The 18,341-nt window shown below is 36.5% G+C and carries 25 protein-coding genes, 2 tRNA genes and 1 pseudogene; 23 read left to right on the forward strand and 5 right to left on the reverse strand.

Annotated features, from left to right (window positions below):
* From ACKPCE_RS10020 to ACKPCE_RS10030, 3 genes are all read left to right on the forward strand, one after another.
* Complete coding sequence (locus ACKPCE_RS10020) at positions 1-729, forward strand: DUF5932 domain-containing protein (RefSeq protein ID WP_024997428.1); 729 nt, start codon at positions 1-3, stop codon at positions 727-729.
* Positions 719-2,173, forward strand: a complete 1,455-nt coding sequence (locus ACKPCE_RS10025) for an AbgT family transporter (RefSeq protein ID WP_034782251.1) — start codon at positions 719-721, stop codon at positions 2,171-2,173. The genes ACKPCE_RS10020 and ACKPCE_RS10025 overlap by 11 nt, the downstream gene beginning before the upstream one ends.
* Positions 2,174-2,264: 91 nt before the next feature.
* Positions 2,265-2,338: transfer RNA gene (locus ACKPCE_RS10030), tRNA-Arg, on the forward strand.
* Positions 2,339-2,516: 178 nt separating this feature from the next.
* Here ACKPCE_RS10030 and ACKPCE_RS10035 read toward each other — a convergent pair.
* From ACKPCE_RS10035 to ACKPCE_RS10050, 4 genes are all read right to left on the reverse strand, one after another.
* Complete coding sequence (locus tag ACKPCE_RS10035) at positions 2,517-3,071, reverse strand: hypothetical protein (RefSeq protein WP_319505060.1); 555 nt, start codon at positions 3,069-3,071, stop codon at positions 2,517-2,519.
* A 245-nt stretch (positions 3,072-3,316) separates the two neighbouring features.
* A complete protein-coding gene (locus ACKPCE_RS10040; protein WP_319505061.1) occupies positions 3,317-4,822 on the reverse strand; it encodes a hypothetical protein in 1,506 nt (501 codons plus the stop codon).
* Positions 4,812-5,381: a hypothetical protein gene (locus tag ACKPCE_RS10045; RefSeq protein WP_319505062.1), complete on the reverse strand. Its 570-nt coding sequence runs from the start codon at positions 5,379-5,381 to the stop codon at positions 4,812-4,814. The genes ACKPCE_RS10040 and ACKPCE_RS10045 overlap by 11 nt, the downstream gene beginning before the upstream one ends.
* Before the next feature lie 31 nt (positions 5,382-5,412).
* A complete protein-coding gene (locus ACKPCE_RS10050) occupies positions 5,413-6,030 on the reverse strand; it encodes a LexA family transcriptional regulator (RefSeq protein ID WP_319505063.1) in 618 nt (205 codons plus the stop codon).
* Positions 6,031-6,175: 145 nt separating this feature from the next.
* Between ACKPCE_RS10050 and ACKPCE_RS10055 the strand changes: the two genes are divergently transcribed.
* The 13 genes from ACKPCE_RS10055 (at position 6,176) to ACKPCE_RS10115 (ending at position 13,038) form a co-directional block, all read left to right on the forward strand.
* Positions 6,176-6,511 (forward strand): SH3 beta-barrel fold-containing protein, encoded by a 336-nt coding sequence (locus ACKPCE_RS10055; RefSeq protein ID WP_319505064.1) that lies wholly within the window; start codon positions 6,176-6,178, stop codon positions 6,509-6,511.
* Entirely contained in the window at positions 6,508-6,750 is a 243-nt protein-coding gene (locus ACKPCE_RS10060) for a hypothetical protein (protein WP_319505065.1), read from the forward strand. Before ACKPCE_RS10055 ends, ACKPCE_RS10060 begins: the two co-directional genes overlap by 4 nt.
* A gap of 656 nt (positions 6,751-7,406) precedes the next feature.
* Positions 7,407-7,649 carry a hypothetical protein gene (locus ACKPCE_RS10065; RefSeq protein ID WP_319505066.1) on the forward strand — a complete coding sequence of 81 codons (243 nt, stop codon included), beginning with the start codon at positions 7,407-7,409 and terminating at the stop codon, positions 7,647-7,649.
* Between the two features lie 17 nt (positions 7,650-7,666).
* Positions 7,667-8,032 carry a helix-turn-helix domain-containing protein gene (locus ACKPCE_RS10070; RefSeq protein ID WP_319505067.1) on the forward strand — a complete coding sequence of 122 codons (366 nt, stop codon included), beginning with the start codon at positions 7,667-7,669 and terminating at the stop codon, positions 8,030-8,032.
* Complete coding sequence (locus ACKPCE_RS10075; protein ID WP_319505068.1) at positions 8,007-8,300, forward strand: helix-turn-helix domain-containing protein; 294 nt, start codon at positions 8,007-8,009, stop codon at positions 8,298-8,300. Before ACKPCE_RS10070 ends, ACKPCE_RS10075 begins: the two co-directional genes overlap by 26 nt.
* Positions 8,301-8,317: 17 nt before the next feature.
* Entirely contained in the window at positions 8,318-9,253 is a 936-nt protein-coding gene (locus tag ACKPCE_RS10080; RefSeq protein WP_319505069.1) for an ATP-binding protein, read from the forward strand.
* Positions 9,240-10,004 (forward strand): HNH endonuclease, encoded by a 765-nt coding sequence (locus ACKPCE_RS10085; protein ID WP_319505070.1) that lies wholly within the window; start codon positions 9,240-9,242, stop codon positions 10,002-10,004. Before ACKPCE_RS10080 ends, ACKPCE_RS10085 begins: the two co-directional genes overlap by 14 nt.
* Positions 9,997-10,308 carry a hypothetical protein gene (locus ACKPCE_RS10090; RefSeq protein WP_319505071.1) on the forward strand — a complete coding sequence of 104 codons (312 nt, stop codon included), beginning with the start codon at positions 9,997-9,999 and terminating at the stop codon, positions 10,306-10,308. The genes ACKPCE_RS10085 and ACKPCE_RS10090 overlap by 8 nt, the downstream gene beginning before the upstream one ends.
* 19 nt (positions 10,309-10,327) lie before the next feature.
* Complete coding sequence (locus tag ACKPCE_RS10095) at positions 10,328-10,639, forward strand: hypothetical protein (protein WP_319505072.1); 312 nt, start codon at positions 10,328-10,330, stop codon at positions 10,637-10,639.
* A complete protein-coding gene (locus tag ACKPCE_RS10100) occupies positions 10,636-11,073 on the forward strand; it encodes a NinB/YbcN family protein (protein WP_319505073.1) in 438 nt (145 codons plus the stop codon). Before ACKPCE_RS10095 ends, ACKPCE_RS10100 begins: the two co-directional genes overlap by 4 nt.
* 10 nt (positions 11,074-11,083) lie before the next feature.
* Positions 11,084-11,515 (forward strand): hypothetical protein, encoded by a 432-nt coding sequence (locus tag ACKPCE_RS10105; protein WP_319505074.1) that lies wholly within the window; start codon positions 11,084-11,086, stop codon positions 11,513-11,515.
* Positions 11,512-12,249: a hypothetical protein gene (locus ACKPCE_RS10110; protein ID WP_319505075.1), complete on the forward strand. Its 738-nt coding sequence runs from the start codon at positions 11,512-11,514 to the stop codon at positions 12,247-12,249. The genes ACKPCE_RS10105 and ACKPCE_RS10110 overlap by 4 nt, the downstream gene beginning before the upstream one ends.
* Positions 12,250-12,837: 588 nt before the next feature.
* Positions 12,838-13,038 (forward strand): hypothetical protein, encoded by a 201-nt coding sequence (locus tag ACKPCE_RS10115; RefSeq protein WP_319505076.1) that lies wholly within the window; start codon positions 12,838-12,840, stop codon positions 13,036-13,038.
* Here ACKPCE_RS10115 and ACKPCE_RS10120 read toward each other — a convergent pair.
* On the reverse strand, positions 13,035-13,355 hold the full coding sequence (locus ACKPCE_RS10120) for a hypothetical protein (protein WP_319505077.1): 321 nt from the start codon (positions 13,353-13,355) through the stop codon (positions 13,035-13,037). The genes ACKPCE_RS10115 and ACKPCE_RS10120 overlap by 4 nt on opposite strands.
* A 146-nt stretch (positions 13,356-13,501) precedes the next feature.
* Here ACKPCE_RS10120 and ACKPCE_RS10125 point away from each other — a divergent pair, with 146 nt between their 5' ends.
* The 7 genes and pseudogenes from ACKPCE_RS10125 to ACKPCE_RS10155 all read left to right on the forward strand — a co-directional run bounded on the left by ACKPCE_RS10125 (position 13,502) and on the right by ACKPCE_RS10155 (position 18,341).
* Positions 13,502-13,969 carry a recombination protein NinG gene (locus ACKPCE_RS10125; protein ID WP_319505078.1) on the forward strand — a complete coding sequence of 156 codons (468 nt, stop codon included), beginning with the start codon at positions 13,502-13,504 and terminating at the stop codon, positions 13,967-13,969.
* A 154-nt stretch (positions 13,970-14,123) separates the two neighbouring features.
* Positions 14,124-15,296, forward strand: a complete 1,173-nt coding sequence (locus tag ACKPCE_RS10130) for a DEAD/DEAH box helicase (RefSeq protein ID WP_319505079.1) — start codon at positions 14,124-14,126, stop codon at positions 15,294-15,296.
* A 24-nt stretch (positions 15,297-15,320) separates the two neighbouring features.
* On the forward strand, positions 15,321-16,184 hold the full coding sequence (locus tag ACKPCE_RS10135; protein WP_319505080.1) for a DUF4373 domain-containing protein: 864 nt from the start codon (positions 15,321-15,323) through the stop codon (positions 16,182-16,184).
* 690 nt (positions 16,185-16,874) lie between these two features.
* On the forward strand, positions 16,875-17,057 hold the full coding sequence (locus tag ACKPCE_RS10140; RefSeq protein WP_319505081.1) for a hypothetical protein: 183 nt from the start codon (positions 16,875-16,877) through the stop codon (positions 17,055-17,057).
* Between the two features lie 152 nt (positions 17,058-17,209).
* Positions 17,210-18,004: a DUF2971 domain-containing protein gene (locus tag ACKPCE_RS10145; RefSeq protein WP_319505082.1), complete on the forward strand. Its 795-nt coding sequence runs from the start codon at positions 17,210-17,212 to the stop codon at positions 18,002-18,004.
* A 7-nt stretch (positions 18,005-18,011) separates the two neighbouring features.
* A pseudogene (locus ACKPCE_RS10150) lies at positions 18,012-18,162 on the forward strand (TraQ conjugal transfer family protein); the annotation flags it as partial.
* Between the two features lie 81 nt (positions 18,163-18,243).
* Positions 18,244-18,341: transfer RNA gene (locus ACKPCE_RS10155), tRNA-OTHER, on the forward strand.

The raw sequence follows: 18,341 nt of genomic DNA on the forward strand, positions 1-18,341 counted from the left end.
ATGGAAGAGAAAAAGTTTAAAGTGATTATAGTTGAAGATGTCAAACTGGAGTTAAAGGGCACGGAAGAGATCTTTCGCCACGAAATTCTGAATGCCGAAGTAATAGGCACAGCCATGACCGAGAACGAGTTTTGGCCTTTGATAGAGAAACAACAACCCGATATGGTGCTGCTCGACCTCGGACTGGGTGGATCGACCACCATTGGAGTCGACATTTGCCGCAACATCTGCAAACGTTACCCACAGGTTCGCGTGCTCATTTTTACCGGAGAGATACTGAATGAAAAATTGTGGGTGGATGTACTCGATGCAGGGGCCGACGGTATCATTCTTAAAACGGGCGAACTACTTACCAAGACAGACGTGCAAGCTGTTATGGACGGGAAGAAACTCGTTTTCAATTACCCCATACTTGAAAAGATAGTTGATCGTTTCCGGAAATCTGTTTTGAACGACGCTCGTCGTCAGGAGGCTGTCATCAGTTATGATATTGACGAATACGACGAACGCTTCCTCAGACATCTTGCATTGGGCTATACCAAGGAAATGATTGCTTCATTAAAAGGAATGCCCTTTGGTGTGAAGTCACTCGAAAAGCGCCAAAACGATTTGATCTCACGTCTGTTTACAGAAGGTGAAAGAGTAGGAGTGAATGCCACCCGATTAGTTGTTCGCGCTTTAGAACTTCGCATTCTCGATCTTGATAACTTGGAAGCCGATGAAGAGTAGGATTAAAATGCCGCATCCCGCCACAATGTTCTTTCTGATTACATTGGGCATCGTTTTTCTTTCGTGGATATCTGACATCTACGGACTCAGCGTGGTGCACCCGCAAACAAACGAGGTGATCCGCGTGCAGAGTCTGTTAAGTCCTGAAAGTTTGCGATGGATGCTGCGCAGCGTTATTCCCAACTTTACCGGATTTGCCCCTCTGGGCTTGGTTATCATTGCCCTGTTTGGCTTGGGAGTGGCACAACATTCAGGCTTCCTGTCGGCTTGCATCCGTTTGGGAATCCGCAAACACCGTCGCCCGCGCCGCATCATCCTTTGGGTTATCTTCCTGGGAATCCTGTCGAATGTGGTGGGCGATGCCGGTTACATCATTCTACTTCCCATTGCAGCAACCCTTTTTCATTCCGTGGGACTTCACCCGTTGGCGGGTATCATTACTGCTTATGTTTCGGTGGCATGCGGTTACAGCGCCAACTTCATGCTTAGCACGCTCGACCCGCTTGTTGCAGCGACCACACAAGATGCGGCGTTGACCGTTGCAGCGTATGGCGGACACGTGGGACCTTTGAGCAATTACTACTTTATGTCCGTTTCTACTTTATTTATTGCGGGCATTATTTATTACATCACCCAACGAAAATTACTCCCTGAATTGGGAGAGTATCAGGGCGAAGTTCCCGTAGAGAGCTATAAACTGCTGTCGCGCAAAGAGCGCAGAGCGCTGAATATCGCCTTTTTCATTGGTCTGCTGTACATATTGGTTATTCTTTTTGCCACCTTTTCTCCGTGGGGAATACTGCGAAGCGTCAATGGCGGGCTGATTCGTTCTCCTTTTATCATGGGCATTCTCTTCCTATTGTCTTTCGGTGCCGGACTGATGGGTATGGTTTACGGCTTTGCATCCGGTAAATATAAAACAGATTCCGATGTTATTCAAGGTCTGGGGCAGCCTATGCAGTTACTGGGTGTGTACCTCGTTATAGCATTCTTTGCCGCGCAGATGTTTGCTTGTCTGGAATACTCCCGTTTGGATAAATGCATCTCCATTCTCGGGGCCGATTTTCTTTTGTCGCTCAAAGTAGGCGGTTTTGGAGTTCTGCTTCTTTTCATTCTGTTTACGGCAGTGATTAATTTAATTATGGTGTCGGCCACCGCCAAGTGGACGTTCATGGCTTTCATCTTTGTTCCCGTGTTGCAACAGTTGGGTATTGCCCCCGAGTACACCCAGTGCGCTTTTCGTATAGGCGACAGTGCCACCAACGCCATCACACCTTTTCTTTTTTACATACCGTTGGTGCTTACATACATTCAGCATTACCAGCCTCAGGCAAATTTCGGATTGCTGCTTAAGCATACGTGGGCTTATTCGGTGAGTGTCCTTATTCTGTGGACTTTGTTATTTGTTTTTTGGTACGTAACTGGTTTACCCTTAGGATTATAGCCGTGTTAACGCGGAAAGAGATTAAAAAAAAGTGCAGAAAACGTTTTGAGATTCCACAAAAAGCACTACCTTTGCAACCGCAATTAAGGATGGTTCCGTAGCTCAGCTGGATAGAGCAACGCCCTTCTAAGGCGTGGGTCAAGCGTTCGAATCGCTTCGGAATCACTAGATAAAACCGCAAATAGCTGAATATCAGGCTTTTGCGGTTTTATTGTTTTAAAAATTGTCCCCGTTTTGTCCACTTACTTGTTTTCGTGGGGAATATTGCATCGTAATGCTTGCATCTTTGGCTAACCATAGAATTGTTTCCGTAGCCGCTTTCACCTTGAAAAAAGTATATTTTCTATTTTTCATAGCCTGATATAGTCCATACTCCATCTACGAATTCAGATTTATCTTTGCATGTTGGTAGTATCACTGTTATTAGGCTATTTTTGGTAATAACAAATCTTTTGGAAGATTTTGCGTAAGTACCGTTTCTTAATTGTATAAATAATAAATATTCATCCCCTGGCTTTGGTGTTCCGTATAATGAGGACAGTTCATGCCAATAAATCGAATGTACGGAATACCCTTCCTTTTCATTTAGCAATAACTCGCCTTTGTATTTTTTTCCATATTCAGATATTGGAATCATTAATTTATCTTCTCCATTGTATTTATAAAATAATACTGGTGTATAATCAATAGCTGAGCTATTGGGGCTGTCACTTTCAATATTGTATCCATTGACTTTGAATAAGTAAATATTGCCATTGGGGGTAGGAGTATCTTCGCTGGTTACTTTTACTTGAATAAATTTTAAATCATTGTCATTGTCTTCTTCATCACTACCCGATGAACATGATGTAAACATAAGGATTGATAGTGTTGCCATTAAAAATAAAATTTTTCTCATAATTATTTGATGTTTAGTTTGTTTTTTTTATTCATTATTTTCCATATTATTATTGTTTATATAGATTTCATGTATAAGTTGAATTTATAGTATCGAAAATTGTTGAATAAAACGAAGTATCCATTGTCTGTTTTTATATTATGTTTATTATTAATTATTTACATTTTTTTCTGAATATTTCAAAACATAGTTTATTATTCAATTACTATTTTAATGGTAAAATTGAAATGTTAAATGCGCGCTTCTTACTGGGGGGTAAAATATTCAATTGAACGTTCAGTAATAATATCAGCTTTATTATTTTTTGATTGAATTCTATAGTACCAGTTATCAAATGGATCATATTTGTATGTATATGTAATCTTTTCACCTTTTGATGTATTATTGGAACATATAAGATCTCCCTTTTCGTTGTATTCATAATTAATAATTTCAATAATTCCATTTTGGGTATTTTTCGTTTGAACTAACTTCCCGCTTTTAAATGTAAGCTCATTTATTGATAGTTGTTTTTCTGAATCAGAGAATTTTATTATATGCGTTCCATTATCTTTGTCTCCTCTATACTCGTGAATATATTCACTCTCTATTTTATTATGCTTATCATAATATGTAATAGATTGAATCAACCCTTTATTATAAATTGTAATGGATTTCCCGTCTGTAAACTGCCGAGTTATCTCTTTTAGTTTATTTCCGTCATATACATAAGAAGATACATTCCCATTTTTATCTATAACTGATTGTAAAATTCCATTAGAATAATTGTATTTATCACTTGAATAAATCTCAGACTCGACTATATAATCAGTCGTAACTATGTTATCTTTTTTCTTGTACATGTTACTGATTGCTGTTATACAATGATTCTTGTTTAAGTTGACAATGGAGAGGGTATCTGAGTCGCTTGAAAACCAAACAGTGTAAGTCTCATCTTCAATATCTCCATTTTTCCCCCATATAGTCATACGGTATGGAAAATTAAGATTGTTCTTGTAGTAATATTTAACTCTCTGCGTTACTTCACCTTTGTTTGCATCTGAATTATTAATTCTAATTTCGTCTATTTTTCTGTTAAGATTGTCGTATTTGTATAATACACAACGTTCATATTCTGATTTTGGAGTGAAAATAACTATATCTTTTATTCTATTTCCTTTTTCATCATATTCATATGTCTCATGGCGTTTATCTTTTCCTAAAAAACCTTTATATATATTTATCCATTCTTTTATTTTTCCATCCGCTGTATACTTGTACGAATCATCCCAGTATTTTTCTCTTTGTAATATTAGTCTTCCATTTTCATCGTATTCATTTTTAATAATATCTTTACTTCCATTTTTTATATCAATTTCTAAAATTTTATTACCTTTATTGTCATATTTGTATTCTGACCCATACTTTATTTGAGAATCATCATCATCATCAAAACTTATCCATTTAATACAATGTCCATCTTTATTATCTTCACTTTCATATTGCTTTTGGCATTTGGAAAAATAATAATATTTATGCTCCAATATATTACCTAGTGAATCATATTGTGAATACTCTGTACCAAATGCTTTAGGTCTCTCTTTCACAATATTTCCCTGTCCAAATTTATCGATAGCATTATAGTCTATTGATAAAATAGACTTCACATTTCCTTTAATGCCATTTACTTCTCGGTCTGATTGTTTGTTTCCATTTGAGCATGAGAAGAAAAATGTAGTGATGATACCAAATAGAAATAGATTAATCTTCATGATATTCAGTTTTATAAATGTTTAATTCTTTGTCAAAATATACATTCTCATTTATTTCTCCACCTCCACAATCATATTTATGATTTGTAATATAGAATACAATATCATTTTCAGCTATATTGCTTCCCATAATACTATCAACTTCTTGAATGTGATGGGTTATTTGATTAATGATAATCTGCTGATCTTTGATTTTACCATTTCTGCTATCAATTAATTTATTGTAACTTTCTATAATACTATTCATCGATGAATAAAGATAATATGGCATTTCTATCATTTTATTTTTACAGTCATCTTGGGCCTTCCTATATTCAGCTATGAGCGTCGAATCTTTTAATATATTTTTCTTTACATGTTCTATTTGGTAAGTAAGATTCTGAATAGTATCTTTTAAATCATAATAAAAAACTGTATCAATGATTTCAATATTAATAAATTTGTAGTTAGGACATTCTCTTTCTGCTGTTTTCGCTAATTTTTTCTTCATTTTGGATTCTAAAGAACATCCACAAAGAAAAAAGCAAAATACGCAAATAAATAAATGCTTTGTTTTCATAATATTTTTTAGAGGTTTATGAATATTTTATCTATTTTGCCGACAAGCACATTAATACTCTATACATTCCAAATATTTTGTTTGCAGGTATGTCGAATGGTTTAAATTTAGGATCGGGGTTTATGGAGTAGCAGGAAATAAAACCTTCTTTATTTGATTCATGTACTTCTTTTACCACAACTCCATTAGGAGTGTCTAATACATAGACCTTCCCCCAGTCAATAAATATATCAGGATTTATTTTTTTTATCAGGATACGAGATCCGGATGGATATTCAGGAGCCATGCTCTCTCCATAAACGGTTATAGCAAAATCTACATTCTCAATTGGAGATACAATCGCTTCACAGTTTTGGAGCATTACTCCTGGTTCTGTAAATCCAATTAAAGAACCTCCCATTGCAGACATTGGAAGAAGGTACGTAATATATCCTTCTTTTTTATTCTGCGTATTTATATTAAAATCACACCCTATCAATTCTGAGATATCAATTCCTGTAGCTTTAGATATTACAGATACTTCTTCAAGGCTTCTTTTTTGAAGATTATCATATCTTACTAAGTTTGTGGGCTTTATATTAAGTGCCTCAGCTACAACACTTTGTGCTATATTCTTTTCTTTTAATATTTCTCTAAGAGTTTTATTCATATCGAATTAACATTTATTATATATCAAATATGATAAGATATCAAAAATGATAGTACATTTGCATTATCAATCAATTAAGTAATGCAACAAAGGTAAGTAATGCTTATCTGAATTGCAATAGTATAAATCTATTATTTACACGATTATGAGCACGAATTTTAAAAATCAAATGAAAGAGGTTATGAATCTCGCTTGGCAAATGGTGAAAAGAAACGGTTTTTCAATGAGTGAAGCTTTAAAAACAGCTTGGGCGAATGTGAAGTTGAGAACTCAGATGAAAAGCAAAATTGTGAAATTCTATTTTCAGAAGGTAGACGGTAGTATAAGAGAAGCGTATGGCACACTTAATGAAAATATAATGCCTGCTACAAAAGGTGAGGATATGAGAAAGAAGAATGATACAGTTCAAGCCTACTACGATACAGAACGCTGCGAGTTTAGATGCTACAAGAAAGCTAACCTTTTAAAAATTGCCTTATGACACACTATGAATTAGAACAGGGACTAAATGCTCTTTACAGAGATTTAGAGAATGCCAATAACATGGACGAAGAAACTGCTTGTAGAGTCTACAATGTCGATTGCAAGGCTGAAATATTAGAGGTGATAAAAGAAGAGATTGAAACCTATGAAGCGATTCTTCAACCAAACGAAACGAGCGATGATGATATGGATTACAATGCTCTTTGTGAGGTTCAGGGCATAAGTAGATATGCTTAACTATACACCCCGTTGACGGATTGAACGCTAACTGTGAGCGAGACACAGGCGGGGTACTTTGGTTAGTTCTTTGACGTAATGATAAAGCTTGTTCGGTGTAATTCATAAGCCGTGAACGAGTGAACAAAAGATAACGCACATAAGCAAGTTGGGGCTTGCAAAATGTGCAATGTATAACAATTAATAGATGTGTAACCATAGTCTCTGAGGTGTAAGTAATGACGGATTAGGCGACCGACACGCACATCGACCTATATAGCCCGTGCCGAGCTTGTGATAAGAGTTCTGCTCTTCGATGAGAGCACGGGTACAAACAAATACATATTATTATGAAAGTAACGTCACTATTATCTATTTGGTGTATATCATTCGCTGCAATGGCTATCACCTGTATGAGTTTCAGTGTAGTCTTTTGGTTATCCTTTCTTGTCTTTATACTTACGTCCTTATATATAGGGAAAAATTCTGAGCGACTTGAAAGAGAATTAGAAGATGAATAAGATCCTACAAAAAGGTAGTCCTATAATCCGACACAAGGCACCTGCAATGTTCAGCGCTGATAGTAAGGAAAACCAGTCGGGTAGGTTCATTTTAAATGAGGGCATCTATTTAAGTACCCTCATTTTTTTGACTGATAAATTATAAACTAAAGATATATGATAAAAGAAGTAGAAATCAATGAAAGCTTTCAGCCTACTAGGGTTTTTGATGGGTTGGAAGTTGGGGATATGATTAAGATCCCGTATGATGAGGGGAGGCATGCCTCTTTAAGGTCTATTGCATCTCGAAAAAATAGAGATGAAAGGTTGATGAAAAATTTAAAGGGTAAGATGGATAGAATGTACTGTGTATCTAAGGAAGAGTTTCCAGGCTATACTACGATAATGAAAATAAAATAACCCTTGATTATACGATTATGGAACGGATATTAACTGAATTGACCCCTGAATGCGAAATAACTGCACGACTTTACGCACAGGGATATGAGAAAAAAGAGATTGCAAATCTGAAATGCAGGGCTGTAAGCACTGTAAATAATCAGCTGCAAAAAGTCTTTGAAACTCTACGGATTAGAAACGGCAGAGAATTGGCAACTATGATTTATGAACGAGTAACAGGGGTGAAAATGATGGATCTCTCTCCTGCAATGCGTGCAGTTGTTGCCTGCTGTTTATTATGTGTGTTTTCTCTCACATTCATGCACCAGCAAGATTTAAGAAGAGGAAGAAGAAATAATAATCGAACGGAGACAAGGTATGACTATAGAAGAAATATTGAATAGTGGTGCGAACATCACTTTAACAATCAAGTCAACTGATTTGAAAGAATTTGCCGACTGTCTGGTAAAGAGGACTGCCGGAACGATAAAAGAATCCTTTATCAAGCAGGATGAGGATTATCTTACAGTGCATGAAGCCAGCCAACTTCTTCATGTTGATAAGTCTACATTGTGGAGGTGGGCTAAAAATGGTTATCTATCTCCAGTAGAAATAGGAGGAAGAAGATTATACCGAAAAAGCGATGTAGATATGCTATTGAATAAAGAATAATAATAAATTATACGATTATGAGTTTAATTAGAAAAGCAAATGAATTAGAAATCCCAACCACTGTAAAGATGATGATCTACGGACAAGCTGGTATGGGTAAATCAACATTAGCATTAAGTGCGCCAAAACCTTTGTTATTGGACTTTGATAATGGCGTGAAGCGTGTTAATATGTCTCATCTGGACAACATTGATACTGTTCAGGTTAAGTCATGGAGCGACTTGCAACAAGTTTTACAGGAGAATTTATCGGGGTATCAGACAATTATTGTCGATACTGTAGGCAAGATGATGGATTTTATCATTGGTTATAAATGTGGGACACGTCAACCAAGTATAAGAGATTGGGGAGGTATCAATGCTGAGTTTTCGTGGTTAACAAGAACCTTATCTTCTTTAAATAAGAATGTGGTATTTGTAGCTCACAGAGATACCAGAAAAGAAGGTGATGATACAGTGTTTATTCCAGCCTTGCGTGAAAAGTCTTATAACTCTATTGTTACAGAGCTTGACCTTTTGGGGTATTTGGAGATGAAAAATGAGAATGGGGTGCAAAGAAGAACAATAACTTTTGATCCTACAAATCGAAATGATGGGAAAAATACCTGTAACCTGCCCGGTTTAATGGTAGTGCCTATAATCTTGGATAATCACGGCAAACCAACTGCTAAGAATGACTTCATATCTTCAAAGGTGATCACACCATATCTGACTATGTTGGCTGATAAGAAAGCCGAACAACAAAAGTATGATAATGTCATAGCTGAGATCAAAGAAAATATAGAGTATATAACCGATGCCAATTCTGCTAATGAATTTGCTTCACGAATAAATGAATTTGAGCATGTAGGCAGCTCGCTAGTAATGGCTCGTAATCTTTTTATGCAGAAGGTTAAGAACTTAGGGCTTGTCTATAACAGTGAATCTAAAACCTACAGTGATGCGGCAGCTTAATTATCGCTTTTATGCCACAATTCTAGATGCCTATTATGGTTATCTGAATAGTGACGTGATTTGGGAAAAATACTGGGGGTGGTCTGAAAACCCACCCCATACCCCCGATGAGTTTCATGAATTACAGTTTAAGAAACTGATTGATCGGATAAATAGGAAACCCTTTGATAACGAGAAAGCTGATAGAGGTACTTGCTTTAACGAACTAATTGACGCTTTGATAGAGAATAGGAAACCGAAGGATGTTGATGTGGAGAGAACACCGGATGGTAAATGCTATCAGGCTGTTTACAATAACCGAACATTTATTTTCCCTATTTCTCTTTGCAAAGAGTTCTCTAATTACTTCAAAGGTGCACTCACTCAACAAAGAGTAGAAGCAGTCTTACCAACTGCATTTGGTGATGTACTTGTTTACGGTTTTATTGATGAGCTAATGCCTGCTACTGTCCATGATATTAAAACAACAGGGAGTTATAGTGTAGGAAAATTTAAAGATCATTTTCAGCATTTGGTTTATCCTTATGCTCTTATGCAGAATGGGTCTGATGTACGGACTTTCGAGTACAATGTAGTTGAGTTTAATAAAGCTGGCTTTGTGGTTGATACATATACTGAAACCTATGTTTTTAATCCTGAACGTGATATACCTATTCTCACACGACATTGTGAAGAGCTTATTAAATTTTTGGAAGAAAACAGAGAACTAATCACTGATAAGAAAATCTTTAATTTACAAGACGATGAGTAGTTTATATGGAAGTATCTGCCTGAGTGAAATACCACGCGAGCAGATGAAGAAGGTATTATGTAAAGATGGCAAAGAACGCATCTTTTTAAATGTTTGGATAGGGGAGAGAAAAGAACCTGCCACATTCGGAAACAATACCTATACGCACTATGTGTCCTGTGCCCCAAAGAGAGAAGAAAGGGTAGAAGGTACCAACTATTTTTTAGGTGATTTACAAACCTATAATCCACAACCTAGTGCACCTACCATCGAACAGATAGCAAGTGCCCCAAGTGTGTCACCGGAAGATGATTTACCATTCTAATAACTTAAAAATAATCAATATGAACTTTTTAAAGACAATTGAAAATCAATCTGAAAGCCTTAAAAAGGAAGTCTCAGAAAAAGAGAATTTATCTTTCCTCACAGTAGCTAACGATGGAGAGCGTATTTTGTGTGAAGGTGCTGGAAATCCCAATAAGATAGCACGTTCGATATTGAGTGTATTGAAACACGATAGGTCACTACAACGAGCATTTCAAGAAGAAATAGAAGCTGATAATGATCGGAAAAGCGGAGTTAAAGTTGTGGTTGTTAAGGCGTGTAATACAGAAGATATAAAGAAAGCTATAGATGAGATTAAAGCCAGTCTATGATTTTCGATCTGAGAAATGAATATCAAATACCCAAGTTCAAAGAGTATGTAAATAAGCTTTTTAAAGAGAAAGCACTTGTAGAAGTTAAGAAGAAGTTACCAAACCGAACTTTAGCGCAAAATAGCTATTTGCATTTACTTCTAGGGTATTTCGGTAGTGAATACGGTTGCAGTCTGGATGAAGTCAAAATCGACTTTTATAAAAGGACTTGCAACCGTGATTTATTTGAGAGAAAGATGATTAATAAGAGTGGTAAAGAAGTAACCTATTTAAGAAGTTCAGCAGAACTGACAACAGGTGAAATGACACTTTCTATTGACCGCTTCCGTAATTGGAGTGCAGCAGAAGCAGGTATTTATTTACCCGCTGCAAGCGAACATCAAATGTTAGTCTACGCCCAACAGACAATTGAATACAATAAAGAATTTATTTAATAATTAGCTTATGGAAAAATTTTTAGGTCAAGAAATCTTGGAAAAAGATAGATGGCAATTTTTACAAGACAATGCTGATTCTATAGAGGAAATTGGGTACACACATCGTTTCACCCCTGAAGAGTTAGCACAGAAAAAGGAATCTTTAGCCGAAACTTCTATTCAGATCAATGATATTGAGGTCGAGAAGAAAGAGGTGATGGATGGATATAAGGAACAGCTTAAACCCCTGAATGAGATAAAGCAGACTCTTCTTGAAAATATCAAGAAAGGCTCTGAATATGTAGACCATGAGGAGTGTGCTAAAATCCTTTATCCGGAGGAGAAAATGGCAGGCTTTTATAATAGGCTTGGCGAATTGGTGTATTCGCGTCCAATCATGCCGCAGGAAATGCAGAAAACAATTTTTAGTATTAATCGTAAAACAGGAACAGAATCATGAGTGAGAACAGATTAAATGTAATTGTACCAAAAGACTATAATGGTGCGCCTATCGAAGTGATATTAAGAGAGGGTGAAGCCCCTGTAGCACTTGATCCGAAAGAACCCAATCCAGTTGATATTACCGGAACAATAGACAGCCCGTTGCGATGGTTGGAAAAGCGTGTTGATTTGATCGATCAGAAACAAGCTAATATTACTGTAGACCGTGATAATATGCAAATTAGCTTGGTTGACAGGGAAACGGACTTCTATAATAATGGCGTACGTGGAGTGTTGCAACTATCTAAAGAGATGAAAGAGTTCGGCATTAACACTGATAAGGTTTGGGATCCCATTAAACTATCGAAATTCATTAAGATGCACAGAGCTTTTTTCACTGATAAAACAGAAAACATGCAGCTCGTTTCCATTTTGAAGAATTTCAAAGCAAAAGTCAATCAGGACATTGAGAGGAGTAAAGAAGAGAATGGGAGCAGGGTAGACAATTATTCGCAAGTTGTTGATTCTAACCTGCCAAAGTCTTTCAAACTGTTTATCCCGCTTTTTAAAGGCTTTGCTTGTGAAGAGATAGAAGTCGAGATTTATGCAGATGTTGACGGACGTGATGTTTCTCTGTCTCTAGTCTCTGCCGGTGCTAATGAAGCGATTGAGGAATATAAAAACAGAGTCATTGATGAGCAGCTTGATGCTATCAGAGAGATTGCTTCTGACATTGTAATTATTGAAGTATAAAGGAGGTGTTTCCATTGAATTAGTTAGCAGTCCCGAAAACGAGAATTATAAAATGTAGAAGTATTACTTAGTATTCGGGACTGCAAACGGGCGGACATATTGAAATGCTCTGCACACATTCGGAAGTGTGTATGCCGGATCGTTATCGGTACCGTCCACGATATTTTACAGAATTCATATTGCTGACTACAATATGTTGGATGTAAATCGGTGAGGTGTTTTTCGGGTACTCTTTGGGACCACGGGCGTTCACTCAAAAAGAGCCTACCTTTCTCATTCTAGCGACTAGTCATCCGGATAATAGATAGGTAAAAACAAGACTTTCCTTTTATATGGTAAGATTCTATTCGACTAGTAACAGAAAAGGTAGTTCGATTCTACCAAGCCCCACAACCCTTGAGAATAGTGCGAAGCAATAGAACACAAGCCTTTGTTGTATACGGGTTACCGTCTAAAAGCACGGTTGACACGACTGAAAGAAGCCGAAAGATTGTAGAGGTGCTATTAAGTAGCACAGTGAAAATGTTGTTTTGCTCTCGATAATTTGGTCGGGGGCTTTTAATAGAAAATTATTAATCTGTAGATATTATGGAAATGGAAATAAAAATAAAAGTCCCCGAATATGAGAATATATTTGATGCGGAATTTTCGCTGTCAATAACTGCTATAAAAGTTAAAAATCGAGAAGCACTAAAGGTACTTCCCTACAAGAGTAAGCAATCCTTGATTGATTGTGTTCAACTCGAAATAAATGCTTGTTTAGACGATAAGATAAAACAGGCACCTTAATCAACGTATGTGTCGAGATAATGAATAAAAAAGTCAATTTTGGAAATTACTTTCTCGAAATCTTTTTTTGCAAAATCAACGCCTCCTGTAATAGCAGATGAAAATCTGAGCTTACTTAGATTTTCCAGTTCCTTGTTTAGAGGAAGACTACGGTCAAAAGAGAACACGAGGTGGACAAATTCTCTTATGATATCAGTGATTCCTGGGTAAGAATTGAAAGGGTCTTCAATATTAAATATTGCGCCTCTCTTTTGTATTTCTAACACATTATTTTTTATTGATTCTGCTTTCTCTTTATAAAAGGATTTATCTCGCATATATTTTAAAGTTTAAAATTAGACGGAACAAAGATATGAATAAAAGGGCATATCCAATACTTATTAAGACAAGTTTAAAATTAGACACTTTACTCTTTTTTCTCCGTTAGTTAGGGTGTGCCCTTAATTTATAAATAAATCATGATATGTCATATTACATGAAGCGAAAGAATAAAAAAGAAAAACCTCTGTTTGATAAGGCAGGGGTGAGAGTTAAGAAGAAGCCGGATTTAAAAGCAAAGCTCGACAAAGAGTTTTCCCTTTTTATCCGGCTTCGTGATTGTATGCCAAACGGCTATTTCCGCTGTATCTCATGTGGGCAAATAAAGCCTTTTGAACAGGCTGATTGTGGGCATTATATTAATAGACAGCACATGAATACTCGTTTTGATGAAATGAATTGCAATGCTCAATGTAGGCACTGTAACCGCTTTATGGAAGGCAACATTCAGAATTATCGCAAAGGATTGATTGCTAAATATGGCGAACAAAAAATCATTCTATTGGAAGCGAAGCAAAGCGTTACTAGAAGATATTCAGACTTTGAATATGAGCAATTAATTAAATATTACAAAGCACTTAGCAGAAAAATAAGAAAGGAGAAAGGAATATGAAAAGGAAGTATAAATGTTTAGACGGTAAGTTTCGTGAATATGAAGTAAAAGACTATGCCTGTAAAAAACGTAAGTGTTTTATTCCTTTTGAGGGAAACGGGCAAAGAATTTGTCGATTATATGAACTTGGGATGTGCCCTGAAAATACAAAGTAATGTTTAAGCTTCGAGATTATCAGCAGGCTGCATCCGATAAGGCTGTAGCTTTTTTTATGGATAGAAAGAAACAGAATAACGCTATCATGGTTTTGCCTACTGGATCGGGGAAAAGCCTCATTATAGCGGATATAGCTTCAAGGCTTGAAGGTCATACTTTAGTCTTTCAACCTTCAAAAGAGATACTTGAACAGAACTACAAAAAGTTATGCTCTTATGATATATTGGATTGTTCGATCTATTCAGCTTCATTCAACTCAAAAGAGATAAGTAGAATAACTTTTGCTACGATAGGGAGTGTACGATCTCATCCGGAACTATTTACTCATTTCAAGAATGTGATTATAGATGAGTGTCACCTTGTGAATCCTAAAGAGGGAATGTATATATCCTTCTTTGAGACAGTCAAATGCAAAGTATTAGGGCTTACAGCTACACCTTACCGATTGTCATCATCACAAGGATTTGGTTCAATGCTGAAGTTTATCACCCGTACCCGTCCTGCGATATTTAAAGAGGTTATTTACCAAGTTCAAATATCGACCTTGTTAGATATGGGATATTTGGCAAACCTCAATTATTATCCAATGAATCCTTTGGGCTGGAATGAGCTAAACCTAAAAGTAAACACAACGGGTGCCGATTATACTGACAGATCAGTAGTTCGGGAGTATGAGCGAATTGACTTTTATGGCTATTTGGTTCATGTTATTCAAAGGCTAATGAATCCTAAACAAGGAGGTAAGCGGAATGGTATTCTTGTCTTTACTCGATTTGTTAAGGAAGCTGAAAATTTGGTACGTAATATTCCAAATTGTGCCGTTGTGACTGGGGAGACTCCAAAGAAAGAAAGAGAAAGAATCTTAGAAGATTTTAAATCAGGTGTTATCAAGGTCGTTGCCAATGCAGGTGTTTTAATATGCGGTTTCGATTATCCTGAACTCGATACGGTAGTACTTGCGTCCCCTACAATGTCTTTAGCCCAATATTATCAAAAGGTTGGCCGTGCTATCCGTCCGCATTCATCAAAAGATTGTGGTTGGATAGTTGATCTATGCGGTAACGTCAAACGATTTGGAGAGGTTAAAGATTTAAAGCTTGTGGATCCTTCTAATCGTGGGTTGTGGCAAGTAGAGTCTAAAGGGCGGCAACTAACTAACGTATATTTCTAGTATAGACAATAAAGCGTATATAATATGGCAGGAAGACCAACCAAACAGGGGATTGACTATTTTCCTATAGATGTAGGCTTCTTTACTGATGTTAAAGTGCGAAAGATTTCACGAGCATGTGGCGCAAGTTCAACTTCTATACTTATTTGCCTGCTATGTAATATCTACAAAGATAATGGGTATTACATTTTGTGGGACGAAGATTTGCCTTTTGTTATAGCTGATACAGTCGGCGTTTCCGAGGGCGCAGTAAAGGAAGTCTTGCTAAAGGCATTACAGGTTGATTTCTTCTCAAAAGAGAAGTACGAGAAGCACAACATACTAACATCAAACGGAATACAGAAGAGGTTCTTTCTTGCTACTTACCAAAGAAAAGAAACTTCTATTATCAGTGATTATTTAATTGATTGCACAAATAATCTAATTAATTGCACAAATAATTCAATTAATCATGCTGATAATGAACAAAGTAAAGTAAATAGAAAGAATAGTAAATCTAAAGAAAACTCTACTAACGTAGAGCAAAAGAAAGCCGAACAAGGTAAAAAACTAGCCGCAGCTAAAGCTGCTACCCTCTCACGTAAAGAGAACTTTTATAAATCTTTGATTCCTTTCGTAGGAAGATATAGCAAAGAAATGATTCGTGCTTTTTTCGACTATTGGTCAGAGATGAATAAAAGTGAAACAAAGATGCGATATGAAAAACAGCCTACTTGGGAAGTCTCTAAAAGGCTGGCCACTTGGGCAAATAAAGAAGATTTCAATGGAAAGAATAAAAATGCTAATGCTTCCCGATCAGGTTCGTTCCATCCAACAAACGAAGAGGACGGAATTAACACCGATTCAACAGGAATTAAAGAACTCATTAACAGCGTCCGCATTGGTTGAAGGATGGAGTGGAGCCATTGCTCAAATAAATTCAGTTACTGATATACAGGTTATAGCAGCGAATGGGCAGATACCTAGTCTAGCCGATGTCTCAGTCGTTTTTGGCAATGATACGGTAGTGAAAATTATATCAGAGCATTTGATTAGCTTATGCAAGAATGCCGACACGGGGCTTACTACTTACCAATACGCAGACACTTCACTATTGATTGCCACGGAATACTACTACCTGAATCTCGCTGAATTATCTTATTTCTTCCGGGGTTGTAAGATCGGTAGATACGGGCAACTAGTATGGGGTAGTAACCTGAATGTTCAGCAGATGATGACAGCGATTAGGCGTTTTCTGGCGGAAAGAAGTGAAGCTCTTGAGAGGAAAGAGAAGAAACTTATCGAAGAGCGTAAAGAAAGGGGCTTTACGAAAATTGACACCGCTGCTCAGTCGATTGTTTCCGGCATTGATTCTGTGCGGGAAATGAATGAAAAAGCTAAAAGTGACTTTCAGACCTTCTGCCGGCTTTTTCCTCATATCCCTAAGGATTATTCTCCTCAGATATGGTGGGAGGCATGGAAGGGGGAAGAAGCTGCTTTGAAGTTGATTTATAAGGGTGAGTGCCCTTCTTTTAATAACGCAGAAAGGGATATCGGGAAATATCTATGTGAGTATAATATTCAAATCGAACGGAAGAAATGAAACTAACAATCTATTGGGTGACTAGAGATGCACTAAGTATCCGGCGTATAAGAGAAAAATTTAATCTGCCCTCTTACAGGTCTGTGAATGGTGAAACTCCTGTAGATATACGAGAGGAAGATCTTCCGCTACTGAGAGAAACAGAGAAAAGAGGGTTTATTCAGATAAGGAATAAGTAGTAGTAAGGGATCTAGATTATACTCTTAAATTCATGAGAAATATTCTAATAAAAGAAAGTCAAATATTCTAGTATAATTCTATTTTTGCAATCAATAAAAAATATTCTTATGTAGAAGTATATGTGGAGGTAATAAATGAAAAATAAGACAATATGGATTTGAATCAAGAAAACAGAGATAAAGATCAACCAAGGTCTTCTATACTTTATAAATACATTGATATTAACGGTGCAATCATGATGCTTTATTATAGCAATTTGCAGTTCACTAATGCGACTAAGCTCAATGACCCTTTTGATTGTCATCCTGCCTTAATAGACTTCACCAATGTTCCTCCTGAGAAATCTAAAGGATGGGGTAAAGAGCTTATTGAAGAGTTAGTGTCACATCGACATCAAAGATATCGAGAAAAGAACTGGGTATGCTGCTTGTCGAAAGCCTTTGATTCGTTATTAATGTGGAGTTATTACAATAATCATAAAGGGGTATGCATTGGTTTGAATATTGAGAAAGTTGTTGAATATCTTAATTCGTCACTTGGGATGATGGTTAGCAATTCTGGCCATGAGGTTCAATATTGTGACATTATTGAGAAGCCTGATTATTTCAAATCTCAAGCTGATCTGTTTTATTATCAAATGTGCACAAAAGGAAAAGCTTGGGAACATGAAAAAGAAGTTCGCATGTTTATTTATGATCCTTCACCTAGGTGTATGAGCTTGTTGCCTGACCAAAATGATGAGGATGGAGCAATAGATGAAAAAGAAGTAAGAGCTTTTCCTAAGATAGGAGGAGAATGTTTTGAATGTATATATCTTAGTGCTAATATCAAAGAACAAGACAAAGGCGAAATCATCACGTTAGCTAGAAAGTTAAATCCCGATATTAAGATATATCAAATGGAAATTAATCCAAATGCTTTTAGATTAGATACAAGACAATTATGATGGCTACTACATGATTCTGGGCGAAACATTCCGGCTGTACTATGCCTTTGCATTTACTGACCAACAAACGATAGATTTGTATTTTAAGGATAGCTTCGGATTATTTGCTTCAGCTTACGTTTTCATTCAATAATGATAATGACAGAGAAGAAGAATAAAACTCCTTAAAGGAATGTGTTGAGAAACACTTAACAATTTGTTATTGAGTGTTTCTTATTATTTATATTTGTCGAAAATATAGGGGATTAGCATTAAGGTGATGCACAGGTACTAACGTAGATTTTATAATAAATCTAAGTTACTGCCTGTGAGGCGGGTTCGATTCCTGCATCCCCAA

Source organism: Bacteroides graminisolvens (assembly GCF_963666085.1).
Lineage (GTDB): Bacteria > Bacteroidota > Bacteroidia > Bacteroidales > Bacteroidaceae > Bacteroides > Bacteroides graminisolvens.